The organism is Pseudomonas sp. LBUM1666 (genome assembly GCF_059695775.1).
The window spans coordinates 971,338-988,692 of sequence record NZ_CP166789.1 but is presented as its reverse complement, the minus strand read 5'-3'; the positions used below and the strand labels follow the sequence as shown (position 1 = coordinate 988,692).

11 protein-coding genes are annotated in these 17,355 nt (G+C 57.0%); 3 read left to right on the top strand and 8 right to left on the bottom strand.

Annotation, left to right across the window (positions count from 1 at the left end; genetic code table 11):
• Positions 1–144 precede the first annotated feature (144 nt).
• Entirely contained in the window at positions 145–948 is an 804-nt protein-coding gene (locus ACA056_RS04350; RefSeq protein WP_497270753.1) for a SirB1 family protein, read from the top strand.
• Between the two features lie 112 nt (positions 949–1,060).
• Here ACA056_RS04350 and maiA read toward each other — a convergent pair whose 3' ends face one another.
• Genes maiA through hmgA form a run of 3 tightly spaced genes read right to left on the bottom strand, consistent with a single transcriptional unit; the run spans position 1,061 to position 4,321 of the window.
• Positions 1,061–1,696: a maleylacetoacetate isomerase gene (maiA, locus tag ACA056_RS04345; RefSeq protein ID WP_497270751.1), complete on the bottom strand. Its 636-nt coding sequence runs from the start codon at positions 1,694–1,696 to the stop codon at positions 1,061–1,063.
• Between the two features lie 12 nt (positions 1,697–1,708).
• Positions 1,709–3,013: a fumarylacetoacetase gene (fahA, locus tag ACA056_RS04340; RefSeq protein ID WP_497270749.1), complete on the bottom strand. Its 1,305-nt coding sequence runs from the start codon at positions 3,011–3,013 to the stop codon at positions 1,709–1,711.
• Positions 3,014–3,016: 3 nt separating this feature from the next.
• Positions 3,017–4,321: a homogentisate 1,2-dioxygenase gene (hmgA, locus tag ACA056_RS04335; RefSeq protein ID WP_497270747.1), complete on the bottom strand. Its 1,305-nt coding sequence runs from the start codon at positions 4,319–4,321 to the stop codon at positions 3,017–3,019.
• Positions 4,322–4,485: 164 nt separating this feature from the next.
• Here hmgA and ACA056_RS04330 point away from each other — a divergent pair, with 164 nt between their 5' ends.
• A complete protein-coding gene (locus ACA056_RS04330) occupies positions 4,486–5,280 on the top strand; it encodes an IclR family transcriptional regulator (protein WP_497270745.1) in 795 nt (264 codons plus the stop codon).
• Positions 5,281–5,332: 52 nt separating this feature from the next.
• Here the strand turns inward: ACA056_RS04330 and ACA056_RS04325 are convergent, their stop codons facing one another.
• From ACA056_RS04325 to ACA056_RS04310, 4 genes are all read right to left on the bottom strand, one after another.
• On the bottom strand, positions 5,333–8,848 hold the full coding sequence (locus tag ACA056_RS04325; RefSeq protein WP_497270743.1) for a dermonecrotic toxin domain-containing protein: 3,516 nt from the start codon (positions 8,846–8,848) through the stop codon (positions 5,333–5,335).
• 163 nt (positions 8,849–9,011) lie between these two features.
• Positions 9,012–11,567 (bottom strand): LuxR C-terminal-related transcriptional regulator, encoded by a 2,556-nt coding sequence (locus ACA056_RS04320; RefSeq protein ID WP_497270741.1) that lies wholly within the window; start codon positions 11,565–11,567, stop codon positions 9,012–9,014.
• A gap of 140 nt (positions 11,568–11,707) precedes the next feature.
• The gene (locus ACA056_RS04315) at positions 11,708–13,075 is read right to left on the bottom strand and encodes a DUF1329 domain-containing protein (protein WP_497270739.1); all 1,368 of its coding nucleotides are present in this window, start codon (positions 13,073–13,075) and stop codon (positions 11,708–11,710) included.
• A gap of 23 nt (positions 13,076–13,098) precedes the next feature.
• Entirely contained in the window at positions 13,099–14,892 is a 1,794-nt protein-coding gene (locus tag ACA056_RS04310) for a DUF1302 domain-containing protein (protein WP_497270737.1), read from the bottom strand.
• A gap of 667 nt (positions 14,893–15,559) precedes the next feature.
• Between ACA056_RS04310 and ACA056_RS04305 the strand changes: the two genes are divergently transcribed.
• The gene (locus tag ACA056_RS04305) at positions 15,560–16,327 is read left to right on the top strand and encodes an N-acetylmuramoyl-L-alanine amidase (protein WP_497270735.1); all 768 of its coding nucleotides are present in this window, start codon (positions 15,560–15,562) and stop codon (positions 16,325–16,327) included.
• A gap of 77 nt (positions 16,328–16,404) precedes the next feature.
• On the opposite strand, the gene ACA056_RS04300 is transcribed toward ACA056_RS04305, so the two are convergent.
• On the bottom strand, positions 16,405–17,316 hold the full coding sequence (locus ACA056_RS04300; RefSeq protein ID WP_497270733.1) for an SDR family oxidoreductase: 912 nt from the start codon (positions 17,314–17,316) through the stop codon (positions 16,405–16,407).
• Between the last annotated feature and the right edge of the window lie 39 nt (positions 17,317–17,355).

Below are 17,355 nucleotides of genomic sequence, written 5' to 3'. Positions count from 1 at the left end.
GGCTTGCGCCCGAAAATTGCAGAAGCGCACCGGAATAAGCGACGCCGCCATGCAGACTTTCGGACATAACCTGTAACCGCCTATGTTCGGCACTGGACGAATGGCGGAGACGGGGCTAAAACGAGGCATTACCCGGAGATTTTGATGACCCCCCGCCAACGTTTTTTCGACTGTCTGCAACGTTCACCGCCCGCGCTGTTCGAGGCGGCGCTGTGGATTGCCGCCGAACACGACAGTGAGGTCAATCCCGAGGCGGTGCTGAAAGACTTCAAGGACCTGCAACAACGGGTCAGTTATGGCTTGCCGATGTTGCCGGTGAGCGAGTTGGCCCAGCCGTTGTTACGGCGAATGAATGACCTGGGATTCGCTCAGGACGACTCCACGCCATTGCGTCCGCAAGTCGCGCTGGTCAATAAAGTGCTGGAACGCAGACGCGGGCAGCCGCTGAGTCTGGGATTGATTGCCCTGGAACTGGCCAAAGGTCTGGAAATTCCCATGGCAGGAGTCAACTTCCCCGGGCATTTCCTGCTGCGGGTACCGGGCGCCGATCACCTGCTCGACCCATGCGGCGGACGTCGGTTGTACCCCAACGATTGCCGGGAACTGCTGCAACGCCAGTACGGCCCGAACATGAAGCTTGGCGCCGAGCATTTGCTCACCGCCGAGCCGGTGCAAATGCTACAGCGGCTGTCGCGCAACCTGCGACAGTTACACCTTTCCATCGATGACTACATCGGCGCCCTGATCGACGCCGAACGAGTGCTGGAACTGGGCAACGCCAGCGCCTCCGACTACCTGGCCCGGGCCAGCCTCTATCAACGGCTGGACTGCCCGAACGCCGAGCGCTTTGACCTGGAGCATGCCCTGCTGCTTAGTGACGACCCGATTCAGCGGATTCGCCTGACTGAACGATTAGGGCACCTGCCGCCTAACTCCATCGTCCATTGATCCCTTGTGGGAGCGGGCTTGCTCGCGAAAGCGATGTGTCAGCTGCATTGATGTCGACTGACACACCCTCTTCGCGAGCAAGCCCGCTCCCACATTGGTTCGGTGTGAGGTGTTAAGGAGTGTCTGGCTGGTTCGCCGGATGCGCCTTGATGAACGCCGGATGCGTCGCCGCCAACGCCGCCACTCGACGAATCCGTGGATAGGCCTCAAGTGAAATGCTGAAGCGCTCGGCCGCGTACAGCTGCGGGATCAGGTAAACATCCGCCAGCCCAGGCGTCGGACCAAAGCAATAACCCTCATCGCCGATCAACTGCTCCACCGTCGCCAATCCTTGGCTGATCCAGTGCCCGATCCACTCCACCACTTGCGGTTCATCGTGCCCCAACTGCCGCAGCTTGTTGAGCACACTGACGTTGTGCAGCGGATGCACGTCGCAACCAATCACCGCCGCTACACCACGCTCATGGGCGCGAGCGGCGAGGTCTTTGGAGAGCAGCGACACCTGTGGATAACGTTCCTCCAGGTACTCGATGATCGCCGGTGACTGGATCAGCAGTTCGCCTTCGTCAGTGCGCAAGGCCGGCACCCGGCCTTGCGGATTGATGGCGAGATACGGCGGCTGTCGATGTTCGCCACCTGGCGGTGCGATCAGGTTAATCGGCAGCGCCTGGTAATCCAACCCCTTGAGCGCCAACGCAATGCGCACCCGATAGGACGAAGTCGAACGGTAGTAGGTATAGAGTTCCATGACCCGATCCTCTTAGCGCGCCGGCAGCACTTTGCCGCGGCATTCGCCGAAACCGATGGAGGCAAAACCCTCGCGGGTGCAGCGAGCCCGCAGGATGATTTCGTCGCCGTCCTCAAGGAACTTACGCACTTCGCCGGACGCGAGTTCGATCGGCTTTTTACCGCCCTCGGTGATTTCCAGCAGGCTACCGAACTGACCGTTCTCCGGCCCCGACAAGGTGCCCGAACCGAACAGGTCACCGGCCTGCAACTGGCAGCCGTTGACGCTGTGGTGCGCGACCATTTGCGCCACGGTCCAGTACATATGTTGGGTGTTGCTGAGGGTCAGGCGATGGGCCGGCAGTTTTTGCTCGCGCAGGCCTTCGGTGAGCAACAGCACTTCCAGTTCGATGTCGAAGGCACCCGCCGCTTGATCGCGCTTGTCGAACAGGTACGGCAGCGGCTGCGGATCGCCTTCCGGACGTGCCGGCTGAGCGCGACGGAACGGCTCCAGCGCTTCGGCAGTCACCACCCAAGGCGAGATGCTGGTGATGAAACTCTTGGACAGGAACGGCCCCAGCGGTTGGTATTCCCAAGCCTGAATGTCACGCGCCGACCAGTCGTTGAGCAGGCAGTAACCGGCGATGTGATCGGCAGCGTCACCGATGGCGATCGAGTCACCCATTTCATTGCCCTGGCCGATCCAGATGCCCAACTCCAGTTCGTAATCCAGACGTGCGCACGGACCAAACGTCGGCTCGGTCTGACCGGCTGGCAGGGTCTGGCCTTTTGGACGGCGAACGTCGGTGCCGGACGGACGAATGGTCGAAGCGCGGCCGTGATAACCGATCGGCACGTACTTATAGTTCGGCAGCAATGGGTTGTCCGGACGGAACAGTTTGCCGACGTTCTGCGCGTGCTCGATGCCAACGTAGAAGTCGGTGTAATCGTTGATTTTTGCTGGCAGGTGCATCTCGCAATTCGCCGCCAGTGGCAGCAGTTTTGCGCCTTGGGCTTCGATCTTGCCGTGCAGGGTGCTGCCTTCTTTGAACAGTTCCAGCAGACGTTCGCGCAGGGCAACGCGAGCGTCACGACCCAGTTCGAAGAACGCGTTCAGCTGACCGCCACGGGTGGCTTCGACTGCAGTTTTTGCGACGCCATCGAACAGGCCGGCATCGAGTGCGGCCTCCAGATCAAAGATATGCTCGCCAATGGCCACGCCACTGCGCGGTGCCGAACCCTTCACGCTGAACACGCCCAGCGGCAGGTTCTGCAGAGGGAAATCAGCATGGCCGTTGGCGGAGGCAACCCAGCTACGAGTGATGGAAGTCTGAGTCATGGGTTATCTCCGGGTCGGGTCGAAAGTGGCGGGCAGCGTGGCCCAGCAGGCATCGTAGTTGTTTTGCAGTTGCGGGCAATCCAGGGCGAAGCGGCTCGGGCGCAGCACCTGGCTGGTCTCGAACATGAACGCCATGGTGTTGTCGATTTTCGCTGGCGCGAGTTCGGCGTTGATCGCCTTGGTGCAGGTTTCGCCATCCGGGCCGTGGGCGCTCATGCAACTGTGCAAGGACGCACCGCCGGGCACGAAGCCTTCGGCCTTGGCGTCGTACTCGCCCTTGATCAGGCCCATGAATTCGTTCATCAGGTTGCGGTGGAACCACGGTGGCCGGAAGGTTTTCTCGGCGACCATCCAGCGTGGCGGGAAGATCACGAAGTCGAGATTGGCCAGACCGGGGACGCTGGTCGGCGACGTCAGGACGGTGAAAATCGACGGGTCCGGATGGTCGAAACTGACCGTGCCGATGGTGTTGAAACGGCGCAGGTCATATTTGTACGGCACGTTATTGCCGTGCCAGGCGACCACGTTCAGTGGCGAATGATCGAGCTCGCAGCCCCACAACTGGCCGAGAAATTTCTGCACCAGGGTGGTTGGTTGCTTGAGGTTTTCGTAATGCGCGACCGGCGTCAGGAAGTCCCGAGCGTTGGCCAGACCGTTGCTGCCGATAGGCCCCAAGTCCGGCAGCCGCAGCGGCGCACCGTGGTTTTCGGCGATATAGCCGCGAGCTTGCGGGTCGAGCAGTTCGACGCGAAATTTCAGACCGCGCGGCAGCACGGCGATTTCCAGTGGCTCCAGTTCCAGCACGCCCAATTCGGTCGCGATGCGCAAGCGCCCCAGTTCCGGCACCAGAAGCAGTTCGCCATCGGCGTTGAAAAACACGCGCTCCATGGAGCGGTTGGCGCGGTAGCTATAGATGCTGATCCCGGCCGGTTTTTCCGCGCCCGAGTTGGCGGCCATGCTAACCAGCCCGTCGATGAAATCGGTTGGCTCGGTCGGGATGTCCAGCGGATTCCAGCGCAGACGGTTGGGGGTCACTTCACCCAACGCACCGCCGGCTAGCTGCCGATCCAGTTTGACGAACGACGGGTGATTGGCCGACGGCTGAATGCGGTACATCCACGTGCGCCGCGCTTCGCTGCGCGGCATGGTGAATGCCGTGCCGGAGAACAGTTCGGTGTAGAGGCCGTACGGGGCTTTTTGCGGGGAGTTCTGGCCGACGGGCAGTGCGCCGGGCAACGCTTCGCTGCTGAATTCGTTGCCGAAGCCGGACTGATAAGCCAGCTCGGGCGCCGTTGAATCGAGGTTCATGGAGCCTCCTGAACAGGAAGTAGGCATGGCCTGTCGCTCCATTCAAGAGGTCTCGGCACGCCCGGGTTATTTTTATCGTAATTCGATTACGCTTAACGTAATTTGATTGGTATTGACCGTCAAGCTATAAAGACGCCCATTCGTCCCGGGATCAGACCGCCTCCATGGAAACGCCGCGCAGCAACGATAAACAGAAAGTCCGCTCGGCCGAGGTCGGCACTGACATCCTCAAAGCCTTGGCCGAGTTGTCGCCATCGACCTCGTTGTCGCGTCTGGCCGAACACGTGCAGATGCCGGCGAGCAAGGTTCACCGCTATTTGCAGGCGCTGATTGCCAGCGGTTTTGCTGAACAGAATGCTGCCACCAACCATTACGGCCTGGGGCGCGAAGCCTTGCGCGTCGGACTCGCCGCACTCAACAGTATGGACGTCCTGAAAGTCGGCGCCCTGCCCCTGGCCGAATTGCGTGATGAGTTGAACGAGACCTGCTTTATAGCGGTTTGGGGCAATCAGGGCGCGACCGTGGTGCATATTGAACCGGCGGTACGTGCAGTGACGGTGGTGACGCAATTGGGCTCGGTGTTGCCGCTGTTAAGCTCGTCCACAGGCCTGGTGTTCGGCGCCTATCTGCCGAAGCGTGAAACCGTGGACTTGCGTGAGCAGGAATTGCAAAGCGGCAGTACTCACGCGCTGGCAGACGATCGGGCCTATGCGACCTTATGCGAACAGATTCGCGAACGCGGTCTGCATCATGTGCATGGCTTGCTGATGCCGGGGGTCGATGCTTTGTCGGCGCCGGTGTTCAATGCTGTCGGGCATGTTGCTGCGGTGATGACCATTGTCGGCCCGGCGTCATTGTTTCACGCCGATGAAAACGGCCCGGCGGCGCAGCGGTTGTTGGCTGCGACGCGGGCCGTTAGTTGGCGGATGGGGTATGAGACATCTCCCATCCATTGTTGAAATGCAGTTTTAGTTCGACGCCTGGGCTTTGCCAGGCCTATTGATCACTGCATTAACCTATCAATCGAGTCGTGCTCTGCACGTCGTGTGGTGGAACGGCGACTGCCGTTATATAGCTGATGCCTACCGGGACCCCGCTTACAGTCGAGACGAGGTCGGCAATATCCTTGATGCTGGACAGTAGGCCAACAGCATTAACAGGAGCTCCTACCGAAGCGACTTTACCGATGTACAGAATAATAGCCGCTCTCCAGGCAGAGGCAAAATAGGCATTGGCTGCCTTGTCATCCCCCTCGCTGGAAGCAACTATTCCCAGGACGACTGTGTGAGTGATTCGCAGCACGCTCACCACAATGCCAACTGGCGGGATTAACAACGACACCACATCGAGTGCCAAATCAATCAGGATTTTTGCTTCCTGCCATATCGCTTCGGACGGGCTTGTCGTCTGATAATCCACATCGGCAATAAAGCGTCCAATCATGGACCCGTATTCCTGCTTGAAAGCCAACACCGGATAGCTATTCTCCAGCACAGGCGTAGACGAGATCGGATCATTCCAATGACTGTAACGGCTTATTTTGTTTTCTATGACATTTCTATGTTCCAGACGCGCCAATTTCAAAATATGCTGGCAATAACGGAAGCTCTTCAATCGGGCGGCTAACTCTTCGACAGGAAAGAAGTCTTTGCCATCGGGGGTATCTGGTATATAGATAATGAATTCTTCACGACCGTTAACCCTACGACCGAAGACATAGGCGCCCTCCAGTTTGCGACCTTCAAGCGTAAATTCGTATACCCCCATACCCGGCTTACCGCCTGAGATGATGTAACTCTCACGAGGGATGTCTCGATCAAAACCGTCAATCAACCCCTTCAACCAATTGAACTGCACCTGCGACATCTCACCTTTCATTTTCTGCGTGTGTGCCGACCTGAGCATTTCATTTTGTTTGAGCTTGCGATAAAGGCTCACCTTCAAATCTGCGTCAGGGGCGCTCAGGAATTTGGCCCGAAGATACTCAATGTATTTTTCACCTGGCATCAGATCAATGAGGGCATTAATTACTTTTGCATTCAGCGCCGCAATAGGTTGATTGGAAAAAGTCCAGAACGTTGCTGTCCTTAACTGTTCCTTGAGATCGACAATTTTTCCGCCAAAAGGAATGGTACCGAAGACAAATCTTTCAAAGATCGAGATATCACTGCGCCACAACTGCCACTGGATGAACAAGTTGGTCAAACTGATTTTCGAATCAGCGTGAAACTTCACCCACACCTCATCAGGATCAATTTCCGGATGAGCGCCGGAGCGACTCAGGTACTCGTTCAGCGTCTTCATCACCAGGCTTCGAGCGAATTTATGGAATGGCTCAATATCAAGCTTGTCTTTGGAAATCTGATAAATCGCCTTGAAGTCTGCATTTAAGCGATTCAACAGAAGCTGATCAGCCACATTCGAGTTCCTGTACCACCGCGGCGTAGCGACTTCCACCTCGTCCGCCTCCCAGCTAATTATATTCTGGACACTCCCTTTTAATGGACCCTCTTCGATCCACTGTGTCAGTTGGATCGAGGACCACCACCACTCTTGTAACATCAAGCTCGGTTCTCCTACGTGATAAAGTTTCTCCAACTCTTCTCTTTCACTTGAATATCCCTTCCCCCTCAAATAGGTCTGCCCTTCTTTGTCAAAAGCCCAACGACCAATTTGATGTTGTAAGCTTTTCAAATCAGGAAACTGAAACCACTCCTGCCCCGTCGGAAAACCCGGTGCATAAAGTACATGAGTGCTTCTATCGACATCGGCACTTTTCCTCCGATACACCATCAAATCTTTCATCGGCTTGAATCTAGCCTGCAGCGCAAGCCCAGTTGCCTCTACCGACGGATCGCCGAAGTTGTAACGCTGCACTATGTCCTGAGCGACCGGGGGAACGTGTTTTTGCAAGATGGCGCCAAACATTGTCAAGGCGGTCTTTCGCCCCAAGCGCTCCCGCATCGATTCGACGACGTGATCCTGTGAATAAACCCGTTGTCTCGCCATGTTATACGCCACACGAAGATTTAACGACTGGATCGCTCGCACAATATTAGAAGGACTTAACCTTGGATTTTTATAGAACTCCTCTACAACCACCACATACTGCCCCTCTTGATCATGAGCACCGTACATGAAAGCCTGAGTCAGCGTTTTTCGCTCACTGTGCTCTATTTTTTTTCCGTCCGCTAATTTAACAGTATGCCGAACGCTCACAAAGATGGTGTCTGGATCAATACGTTCATCTGCACCTGGCGAAATGAAATCTTCTACAATTCCGTGAACATAGTTTTTAAACGTTGAAGCACCTTTAGTCGCTTCATGAAGCTTCACCTCGCTTTCAAGCAATACCTTCTCAAGAGACGCATAAATTTCTTGATTAGTTTCATAACTCTCCTTCAACCATCCTGGCCGGGCATTTCTCGAAATCAACTTAATGAAAACGGCGGCACGACCTTTGGCATCCTTGGCCATCTCTTCCAGATGCAGCATTGAGCCAATTTCCTGCACCGTTTTTTCGTTATCCGAACGTGAACCGTTCATTTCCCGCAGTTGACCAACGATATTGGTCCTTTGCTTCTTCAGCGCGGCATTGATGCAAGCCGAAAATACATCTTCATCAATTCTCAAATAACGAATATCAGGACTATTGCTGACCTGATCTACGTCATCGGACGAAAGACCTTTCAGGAGCTCTGCCCGATGGTCCGGCTCACTCAGACGCTTCTTGAGTGCCTCATGCAGTGCCCACGAAGTAGCGAACTTCTCTACACCTCGACTCGGTGTATAAAGAATCACTGCACTGTCAGTCGCCGGGATAATCGCCCCCAACGACTGACCATCCAGGCGCATGACGAAGGTCGAAGCCAATGCCGCGAAGCCTCCTTTGTGCAACTGAACCGAGACACCATAAAACGCGCTGGGAAGCAGAGGGCTGGTCAACTCATTGACTTTCATTTCGTCGTCCGGTGTCAAACCACCCTCCGCTGCCATGACGGCCAACTCGCGCCAGAAAAGCCTGACATAGAGAGTTCGCAATATGCTTTTACGCGTAGACAAGGGTCGCCCTCTGGCGTCGGAACCCTGAGAGGCAGACCAATACCGGTCAATAACCGCAGCGTACTTTTCCGGCAGATTCAGGAGTAGTTCTGTGATCAGTTTGCCAACCGTTACGATATCCAGAAGAGGGTGGCGGTCCTCTTCAGCCGTCGAGTCACGCCAGTCGTATACACCATACTCAGCAGCGTTATAAACAGGTGCACGCCCACGTAACAGACACTCCATCAATACGTCATTTAACAAACCTGTTGGCTCACTGGCAGACGCCGAAGCACTGTCGCGCCGATTGATAAACACCCTACTGACATACACTTCCGGATCCAGCCGCTGAAGTTCCTTCAACACACATTCCTGAAGCAATCCTTTGAACGAAGGTGCATTCGCCAACTGACTAGATAACTGCTTAACAGCCTCACTTACTTCAGCCAATTTAAACTGCGAACTTAAAATCTTCTGATCATCCATAACCAATTTTCTCTGAATTATTTAATTACAGGAGTAAAGCTTTTAACCTCACCCACCTGCAATCAAGCTAAATCAGACACCACCAACAAATAAAGCCAGATTTACTTTCAACTTATGTAGTACTTTAAAGTTACAGTATTAACATCCGCTCCTCCTCAGCACTCTACTTCCACAAACCCAACAATCGGGCTTTGGCAACAGCATGAGTTCTGCGTTCCACACCTAATTTTCCGTGAATTCGCCGTACGTGAGTTTTTACCGTATGCAATGAAATAAAAAGTTGTTCGGCGATCTGCTGATTCGAATTGCCAGACGCAATTAATGTCAACACCTGTGTCTCTCGCAGACTAAGCGGGTTATCGTCACTCATTGCATCAGTTTGTTCTGCTATGCAGGCGATCATCCCCAGTTCCGCTAACAGACTCGGCTGCCGCAGACGAAGCTGGCTCAATAAAAGCGGCAAGTTGCAACGACGAACGAGTTCCAGACCTTGCTCAAGAGCCTCTCTGGCCAAAGCAAAGTCGCCCTGAACAAAAGCTACTTCCGCAATCGCCAGGTGCAACTCGGCTTCGAGCCCCTGCGCGCCGCCTGCTTCTGCACGATCTGAAAACTGCTTGAGCAGCGTCAGCGGCTCAAGCGCTCGTTGCAGATGTACCTCCGCCAGAACCAGCAGGTACTCGATACGCGGTATCAGCTCCATCGTCGCTGGTGGCGCTTGACGTGCGTGCGGTCCGCGATAGTGGCGCAATACACGAGTCAACGCTTCATGAGCGAGTTCGGGGCGCCCTTGCTGGAGCCAGAAATGACTGCTGACTTGCAGCAGGGCGCCCCTGTAAACGGTGTCCGGAATCTGCCGCTGTTGCATCAATCGCTCGGCATCGCACAGCCGCACAAAGGCTTGCCCATAGTCACCCTGATTGGCTGCCAGTTGTGCTTGACCGAGGAAGCCGTAAAGCACGCGCTTGTCGTGGCTACGCATGCAGTCCTCAAGCCCGGCCTGAAAAAATTCGGCCGCGCGCTCATCTTGTCCCTGGCAAAGGGCCAACCCACCACGACGCAGCGCAATTCGCCCCAGTAACGGGACAGGCCGTTCAGAACGCTGACTTAGCAGCTCGTGGATGTTGGCGAGCAGGCTGTCAGCACGCCGGGGGGCGCCGCGCTGCTCCAGCAATTGTGCGTGATCAAGCTCCACCAGCCCTTCGAACACCAGCGAGCCTTGTGCTCGCGCCAGGCACAACGCATCGCGGTTGATGGCCTGCGCGACATCGAGCTCACCTCGCAGCAAGGCCTGTTGCGTCAAACCCGACAGGCACATCAAGCGCACGGGCCAGAGTTCAGGAGCGAGTACGGTCAGCGCTTCGAGAAAATGCGCGCGCGAACCCTCCATGTGCCCCTGCAAATGCAGTAGCCAGCCTTGCTGGGCCTGCCAGCGCGCAATCAATTGCCGTTGAAGGAACGCCGATGGTTGAGGGGTGAATCGAGACAGATGTTCGATGCAATCGGCCGCCTGCTCAAATCGCCCGGCAAACAGCAAGGCTGCGGTGATCAACCCGACCAGTTGCGACGACCCGAGCATCAGCTCCTCGCCCTGTTGCTCATGCAAACGCAACAACAGCACCACCGTCTGCTCTTCGAACAGGTGCTCGAAACTGAAGTGCTGCAACAGGCTGACTGCGACCTCGAACTCTTCCGCCAGCAACGCTTGTTCGAAGGCAGCTTTCCAGTCCAGCTCTGCGGCGAACCACTGACAGGCACGGCGATGCCAGGAGCGTCCTGCCGGCCATTGCTCATTACGCATCAAATGGGTGAGGGGCGGAAAAATCTGCAGCCAGTCCGCCGAGTCCTGCCAAGGCTCGATAAAGCATCCCAGCTCCAGCAACGTCTTCAGGTATTGCGCGCCTTCGCCCGCGCCAAACAGGTGATCGCACAGTTTTGCGTTGAATCGCGGCAAATGGGCGAGTACTCGCCAGGCCTCCGTCAGCTCCGGGGTCAGGCTGGTGAACAGTTCATGCTCGAGGTAGTCGAGCAATGTATCTAGCCTGCCGTGAAGCGTGTCGTTGCGCGACCAGTCGCATTTTTGCAGCAACGCAACACGCACAGCGGCGCACCAGCCGCCACTGCGCTGGATAATCTTGCTGGCAATGGTATTGGCATCGGCCGATGGCAGGTGGCGCAACAGCGACGCGACTTCAGCGTGACTGAAGGCCAGCGTGGCGCGCTCGCACTCGAACAACTCATCATCAAGCAGCAACCGCGGCCAGTTGCATTGCGGCCGGCGGCGGGTGCCCAGCCACCAGGTCAACATCGGGCTGCTGACCGCCAGCATGCGATCCAGCAGCAGGTCTAATTCGGGGTTCGAGGCGCGGCAATAGTCATCGAGAAACAGCCAGGTTGGCGTCTGCAATCGTGACAGATACCCCAGCAACTCGGATTCGCCTGAGGAGGCCAACCCGAACGTCTCTGCCAGACGATGACGAAAATCCGCCGCGCTCAACACCACGCCAGACAATGGCAACCAACACACCCGGCACTGCGGCGGTGCCTGCAACAGGCATTCGGCGAGCAGCGCTGTCTTGCCACTGCCGGCCGGCGCGCAGAGTAATTTCACCCGTGCCGTGGAGGCCAGTAACGGCTCGGTCAAGCGAGCCCGTGACTGGTGATGAGTGGACAGACGGGGCAGGAATCCAGAACGGTCCAGACACGGGATCATGGCGGTCATTGCGGCGTGCCTTTTTATAATTGTCCGGCAACCCTAGTCCTCTCCAACCCGCTTGTTGAGAAGTATTCAGCACGCTGATTGGCAGCCATAAAAAAGGCGACCAACCGGTCGCCTTTTGTACTGTCGATGTATCAAAACCCTTACCGAACGCCCTCGGCGCGCAAGGCCGATGGCGTGTAGTCGGCAGCCTTGGCTTCGAAGCCGAATTCGAAACTGTGCTTCTCTTCGTTCTTCATTCCCAGGGCAATGTATCGGCCGGCAATGATGTCGTAGAGCGCTTCGAGGGTGTAGGCCGGGGTCTGGTGATCGTAGTAGTACTGAGCGTGACCCTCGGCTACTCGCCACAACTGACCGCGACCGTCGTAGTGGTCCGCCAGCGCCACTTGCCAGCTGTCTTCGTCGAGGTACATGTGGCGTTTGGCGTAGATGTGCCGTTCGCTCGGCTTGACCGTACCGATCACTTCCCAGACCCGGTGCAACTCATAACGGGTCAGGTCCTGGTTGATGTGCCCGGCCTTGACGATGTCGTCGTACTTGAGGCTCGGCGAGTCGAGTTTGTAGCTGTTGTAGGGAATGTACATTTCCTTCTTGCCGACCAGTTTCCAGTCGTAGCGATCCGGTGCACCGGAGAACATGTCGAAGTTGTCGGACGTGCGCAGGCCGTCAGCGGCAGTACCCGGCCCGTCATAAGCCACTTGCGGTGCGCGACGCACACGGCGTTGGCCGGCGTTGTAGATCCACGCCAGACGCGGCTCTTTCACCTGATCGAGAGTTTCGTGTACCAGCAGCACGTTACCCGCTAGACGCGCAGGTGCCGTCACCGATTGCTTGAAGAAGGTCAGCACGTTGGCGGCTTTTTCCGGGTCCAGTTCCTTCATCAATTGTGGTACGGCGATCTCTTCCTCGAAGCGGATCGGTGTGTAGCTGCCGTTCGTTTGCGGGGTCACCTGAGTGATGATGCGGCGCAGGTTACCGCCGTGATAGCGGGTAATGTGGTTCCACAGCACCTCGACGCCGGCCTTCGGAATCGGGAAGGCGTAGTAACGGTTGCCGGTGAAGTTGGCCAGGCCGTTACCGTCGTTGATGCTGTTCACGTTCAGTGCGCTGCGTTTGGCCGACTCGTAAATTTCCGGCGGCAGGGCCACGGTGCGATGGGTCGTGTAGACCGGGATCTTGTAGGTTTCCGGGTAGCGCTTGAACATCGCCACCTGACCTTCCGATAACTTGTCTTTGTACTTGTCGACCGTCGCGGCCGTGATGGTAAACAGTGGTTTCTCGCTGGCGAACGGGTCAGCCAGGAAGCCTTTACTGTCCACCGTGCCAGCATTTTTCGGGATGCCGCCAGTCCAGGCCGGGATCGAGCCATCGGCGTTGCCGGCCTTCTCGGCGCCCAGCGGCGTGAGGCTGGTGCCAAGCTTGTTGGCCTCTTCAGGCGAGACCGCCGCCATCACGTTGGCAGCCAGCAGACTCAAGGCCAGGGCGCCGCATTGCAGAATCATCTTGCGCATTAAAATCATCCTTCTCAGCCAGATCAGAAGTTCACGCCGAAGCTCAGCGCCAGGAAGTCGCGGTCTTCCAGGGTGTTGTAGTCACCGCCGAAGAAGTCGGTGTAACTGAGGCTCGCGGTATAGGTGTTGCGGTAGTCGGCATCGACGCCGACGCTGACCGCCTTGGCGCCTTCGTTGAACAGGCCGTTGGGGCCATAGCCGGCGACGTCGTGGGACCAGGACAGGTTGGGTTTGAGGTTGATCCCGCCGATCACGTTGGCGTAATCGAGGATCGCCCGGGCGCGGTAGCCCCAGGAGGTCGAGGTGACGAAACCGTCGGTATCGCCGCCAAAACCGTACTGGCCGTAGACCGAGTCACGGCCATAACGCAATTCGGATCGCGACTCCAGGCCACCGACGTGCACCACCGCAGCTTCGCCAACCAGGGTCAGCCGCTGAGCGCCCAGCACTTGGTCGAAGAAGTGCGTCAGGGTGCTCTGGACCTGCGTCACTTCCTTGCGGCGGTAGCCTTTGTTGTCGGCACCTGGCGTGGTGGCGATAGGCGATGCCGCGCCGCCTGCGATCGGGTTGAGCAAGGCCAGGGTCAGGTCGTTGGTGTTGACTTGCACCGGAGCGTTGGGGCGATAGCTGATCTCGCCGGTCCATGCAGTGCCGGTGGGTAAGGTGGTGGAGAAGCTCGCGCCGTAGAGACGAATGTCTTCCGGGTACTCAAGGTAATACTGGCCGCGTCCGAGCATCACGCTCTGAGCCAGTGCCGACCCGGTGCCGGGCGCGATTCTGTTGGCGGCACCGACGATGGCCGGGATCCGTGCCAGCGTTGTCAGGCCGGCAGTGGTGGTGCCGACCGTCGGGCTACGGCTGTGATAGTTCATGAAGTACAGGCCGTACTCGGTGTCGTCGCCGAGCCAGCGCAGCGCTGTCCCCCACTGCCCGGAATCGCGGGCGTCACGGTCACCACCGCGCGGTACGATCACACCTTCCTGGCTGACCTCGAAGCCTTGGCCAAACGCTGCAGCGATCGGTTGCAACGGTGCGATCGCCGGGCTGGCAACCGTGTAATTCTTGTTGCAGCCATCTGCCACCACGTCGTTGCCGAAGAAGGTGCCGCAGTTGTCGACGACGGTCTGGTCCCACTCCAGTTGATAGAAACCTTCCACCGAGAGTTGGTCGGTCAGGCTCTGGGAGGCGAACAGCATGTTCACCGGAATCAGGCCTTCCTTGATTTCGGCGCCAGGACGGCGGAACGCTGAAACGTCGATCGGGTTGATGCTGTTGATCGAGTTGCCGATGAAGGTACTTTCACCCCAACTCACCACCTGCTTGCCGGCGCGCACAGTGCCCGGCAGATCGGCGATGGAATAGTTGTGATAGACAAAGGCGTCAAGCAGTTGCGCCCCGGAGGACTTGGCGCCTTCCTTGCGGTTGCTGTCGCTGATGTCCTTGAACGGACGGCTTTCGTCCTTGAGTTCGAAGTCGTACCAGTACTTTCCACGCACGAACACCCCGGTGTCGCCGTACTTCAATTCGAGGTCATGAATACCCTTGAAGATCTTGGAGAAGGTTTCGCCCTTCTTGAAGTTCAGCCGCCCGTCATCCCCGGTCGAAGACTGGCCGGTCCCGCCATTGACGATGCCCACCAGGGATTTGTCGGCATCGCGCATGCCCCAGCTCGCGCCGACGGACAGCGAAGAATCAAAGGTCCCCTCGATTTCCCCAATGTTGAATGAAACAGCCTGCGCCTGGGCGCAGCAACCCAAGGCAACCGCAGCGGCCAGCGCTTGCGGCGTGAAGATGGCGCGCATTGTTGTTTTTGTCATGCGTCTTCCCCGGTGAGTGACAGAAGGCCCCACCCTACTGCCGCAGGTTGGGAGCGATAAGCGCACCAAGGAGGTATTCGCGATGTACCTCCAAAGGATGAATGCCCGCATGGGACGGCGTTTTGCGCGGGTTATGGATGGGCTGGATGGGGGGTTATCAGCGCTGCGCATGACGTGTGGGCGGGGCTTGGGGCGACTGTTACTCATGCTGCAACAGTTCATGTCGTGAATTGCTATTTTTCCTTTTGGCTCAAGCGCTTATTCTTGCCGGGCTTTCACGGCAAACGGCCGGAAAGCACGAAGCAATGGCGGTGGCCCGTCCATGCCATTAGCGACAGATTTCAGATGAATTGAAGATATTCGACTCATCGCCCTGTGTTCACTGACGTTGATTTATTGCTCCTTGATCAATCGTCTTACTTTGGCCGCTGCGTATGCAGCGGCCTTTTTTATGGGCGGTGGTTTGTGACGGTGGTGAAGAGTTGTATGAAGTAAACGTGGTGCCCATTACTTAATCCACTCTAATTTTTTATTACCTACGCACCTCTCAGAAAGTGACTACATAGTTCTGTAATCACGCGAAGCGCCCTCGCGATTAAGGTTAAAAACAGGTCAGCCGTTCTTTTGCACGCTGACTCTAATCTAATTAATTGCGAGCAATCTTTTCATGAAACCCATTGACTACAACAAGTACCGCTCCACCAAAAGTTTCAACACCCGCGTACGCTTTCTGATTTTTCACTACACAGCCGGCAACTTCTCCAGTTCGGTCAATGCACTCACCGGCCCGAATGTCAGCACCCACTATCTGGTTCCCGACATCACCGATCCGAGCTACTTGAAAGCAGGTTATACCGGGCAGGAAGTATTCAGTCTCGTCGACGAAACCAAGCGCGCGAGGCATGCGGGCGTCAGTACCTGGGGCAATCGAAGCAATCTGAACGACACGTCTATCGGCGTTGAAATCGTCAACCTTGCAACGTTTAGCCAAGGGGTTTTCAATTTTCCGCCGTATCAGCCAGAACAAATTGCCGCCATTGAAGAGCTGGCGTTGAACATCCTTGAACGTTACCCGGATATCAGCCCGACCCTTGTTCTGGGGCACTCGGATATTGCGGTCGGCCGCAAGAGTGACCCAGGGCCTAAATTCCCCTGGCATGCTCTTTATTTGAAAGGCATCGGCGCCTGGTTCGACGATGCCACCCGAGATACCTATCTGCAGCAATACAACGAGACCGGCATTCCAGCCCGAAGCGACTTGCTCAAACTGTTCAAGACTTACGGGTATGACGTTTCCGGCGCGTCAACTGAACAAGGCTTCACACAACTGGTTCGGGCCTTTCAGCTGCACTTTCGCCCGGAAACGTACGACGGGATCATGGATGCGCAAACAGCAGCGAATCTGGCGGCATTGGTTCACAAGTATTTTCCTTGAGGACCGCTGCAAACCAGATGTCGGGGCCGACTATTAAGAACCAGCAAGGTCAAGAACGATGACCTTGCTGGTTTCCATTAAATCGAATACTTCTGCAAATTCCCCATCATTTCCTTCAGCGCTTCAAGGTTATCCTGCGGATGCACCGCGCCTTCAAAGTCGCAGATCTGCTGCCAATGCGTCGCAACATCTTCGGGCGAGAAACCCACCCGAGGATCAAACCCCGCGCCGAGGCTTCGTTCCCAGCGCACCTTGCCCATCCAGCCGCCACCGACTTCAAACAGCCCGGAGGTTTCCTGGCAGTTCTCGCTGGCGAGGTACACCACCAGCGGGCTGACCAGTTCCGGTTTGAGTTGTTCAAAGACTTGCGGCGGGATCAGGCCTTCGGTCATGCGGGTGCCGCCGGTGGGGGCGATGGCGTTGACCAGGATGTTGTTCTTGCGGCCTTCGATGGCCAGTGTGCGGGTCAGGCCGTAGAGGCCGAGTTTGGCCATGCCGTAGTTGGACTGACCGAAGTTGCCGTAAATGCCCGAGGTCGAAGCGGTGAAGATGATGCGGCCGTAGTTTTGCTCGCGCAGGTGCGGCCAGGCGGCGCGGGTGACTTTGTAGGCGCCTTCGACGTGAACGCGGTAAACCAAGTCCCAGTCGCCGTCTTCCATTTTGTGGAAGGTTTTGTCCCGCAGGATCCCGGCGTTGTTGACCACGACATCGACACGACCGAAGGTGTCCAAGGCGTTCTGAACGATTTTGTCGCCGTCGGTGACGGAGTCATGGTTGGCCTCGGCGATACCACCGGCCTCGCGAATTTCGGCCACAACCCGGTCTGCCGCCGAAGCGTTTGCGCCTTCGCCCTGAGCCGAGCCGCCGAGATCGTTGACCAGCACTTTGGCGCCTTGTTTGGCGAACAGCAGCGCGTGGGCCCGGCCCAGGCCGCCGCCTGCACCCGTGATGATCACGACTTTATCTTCGAAGCGCACAGACTCATTCATTGGGGGACTCCAGCAGGCCAAGGGACAATAAGTCCGAGT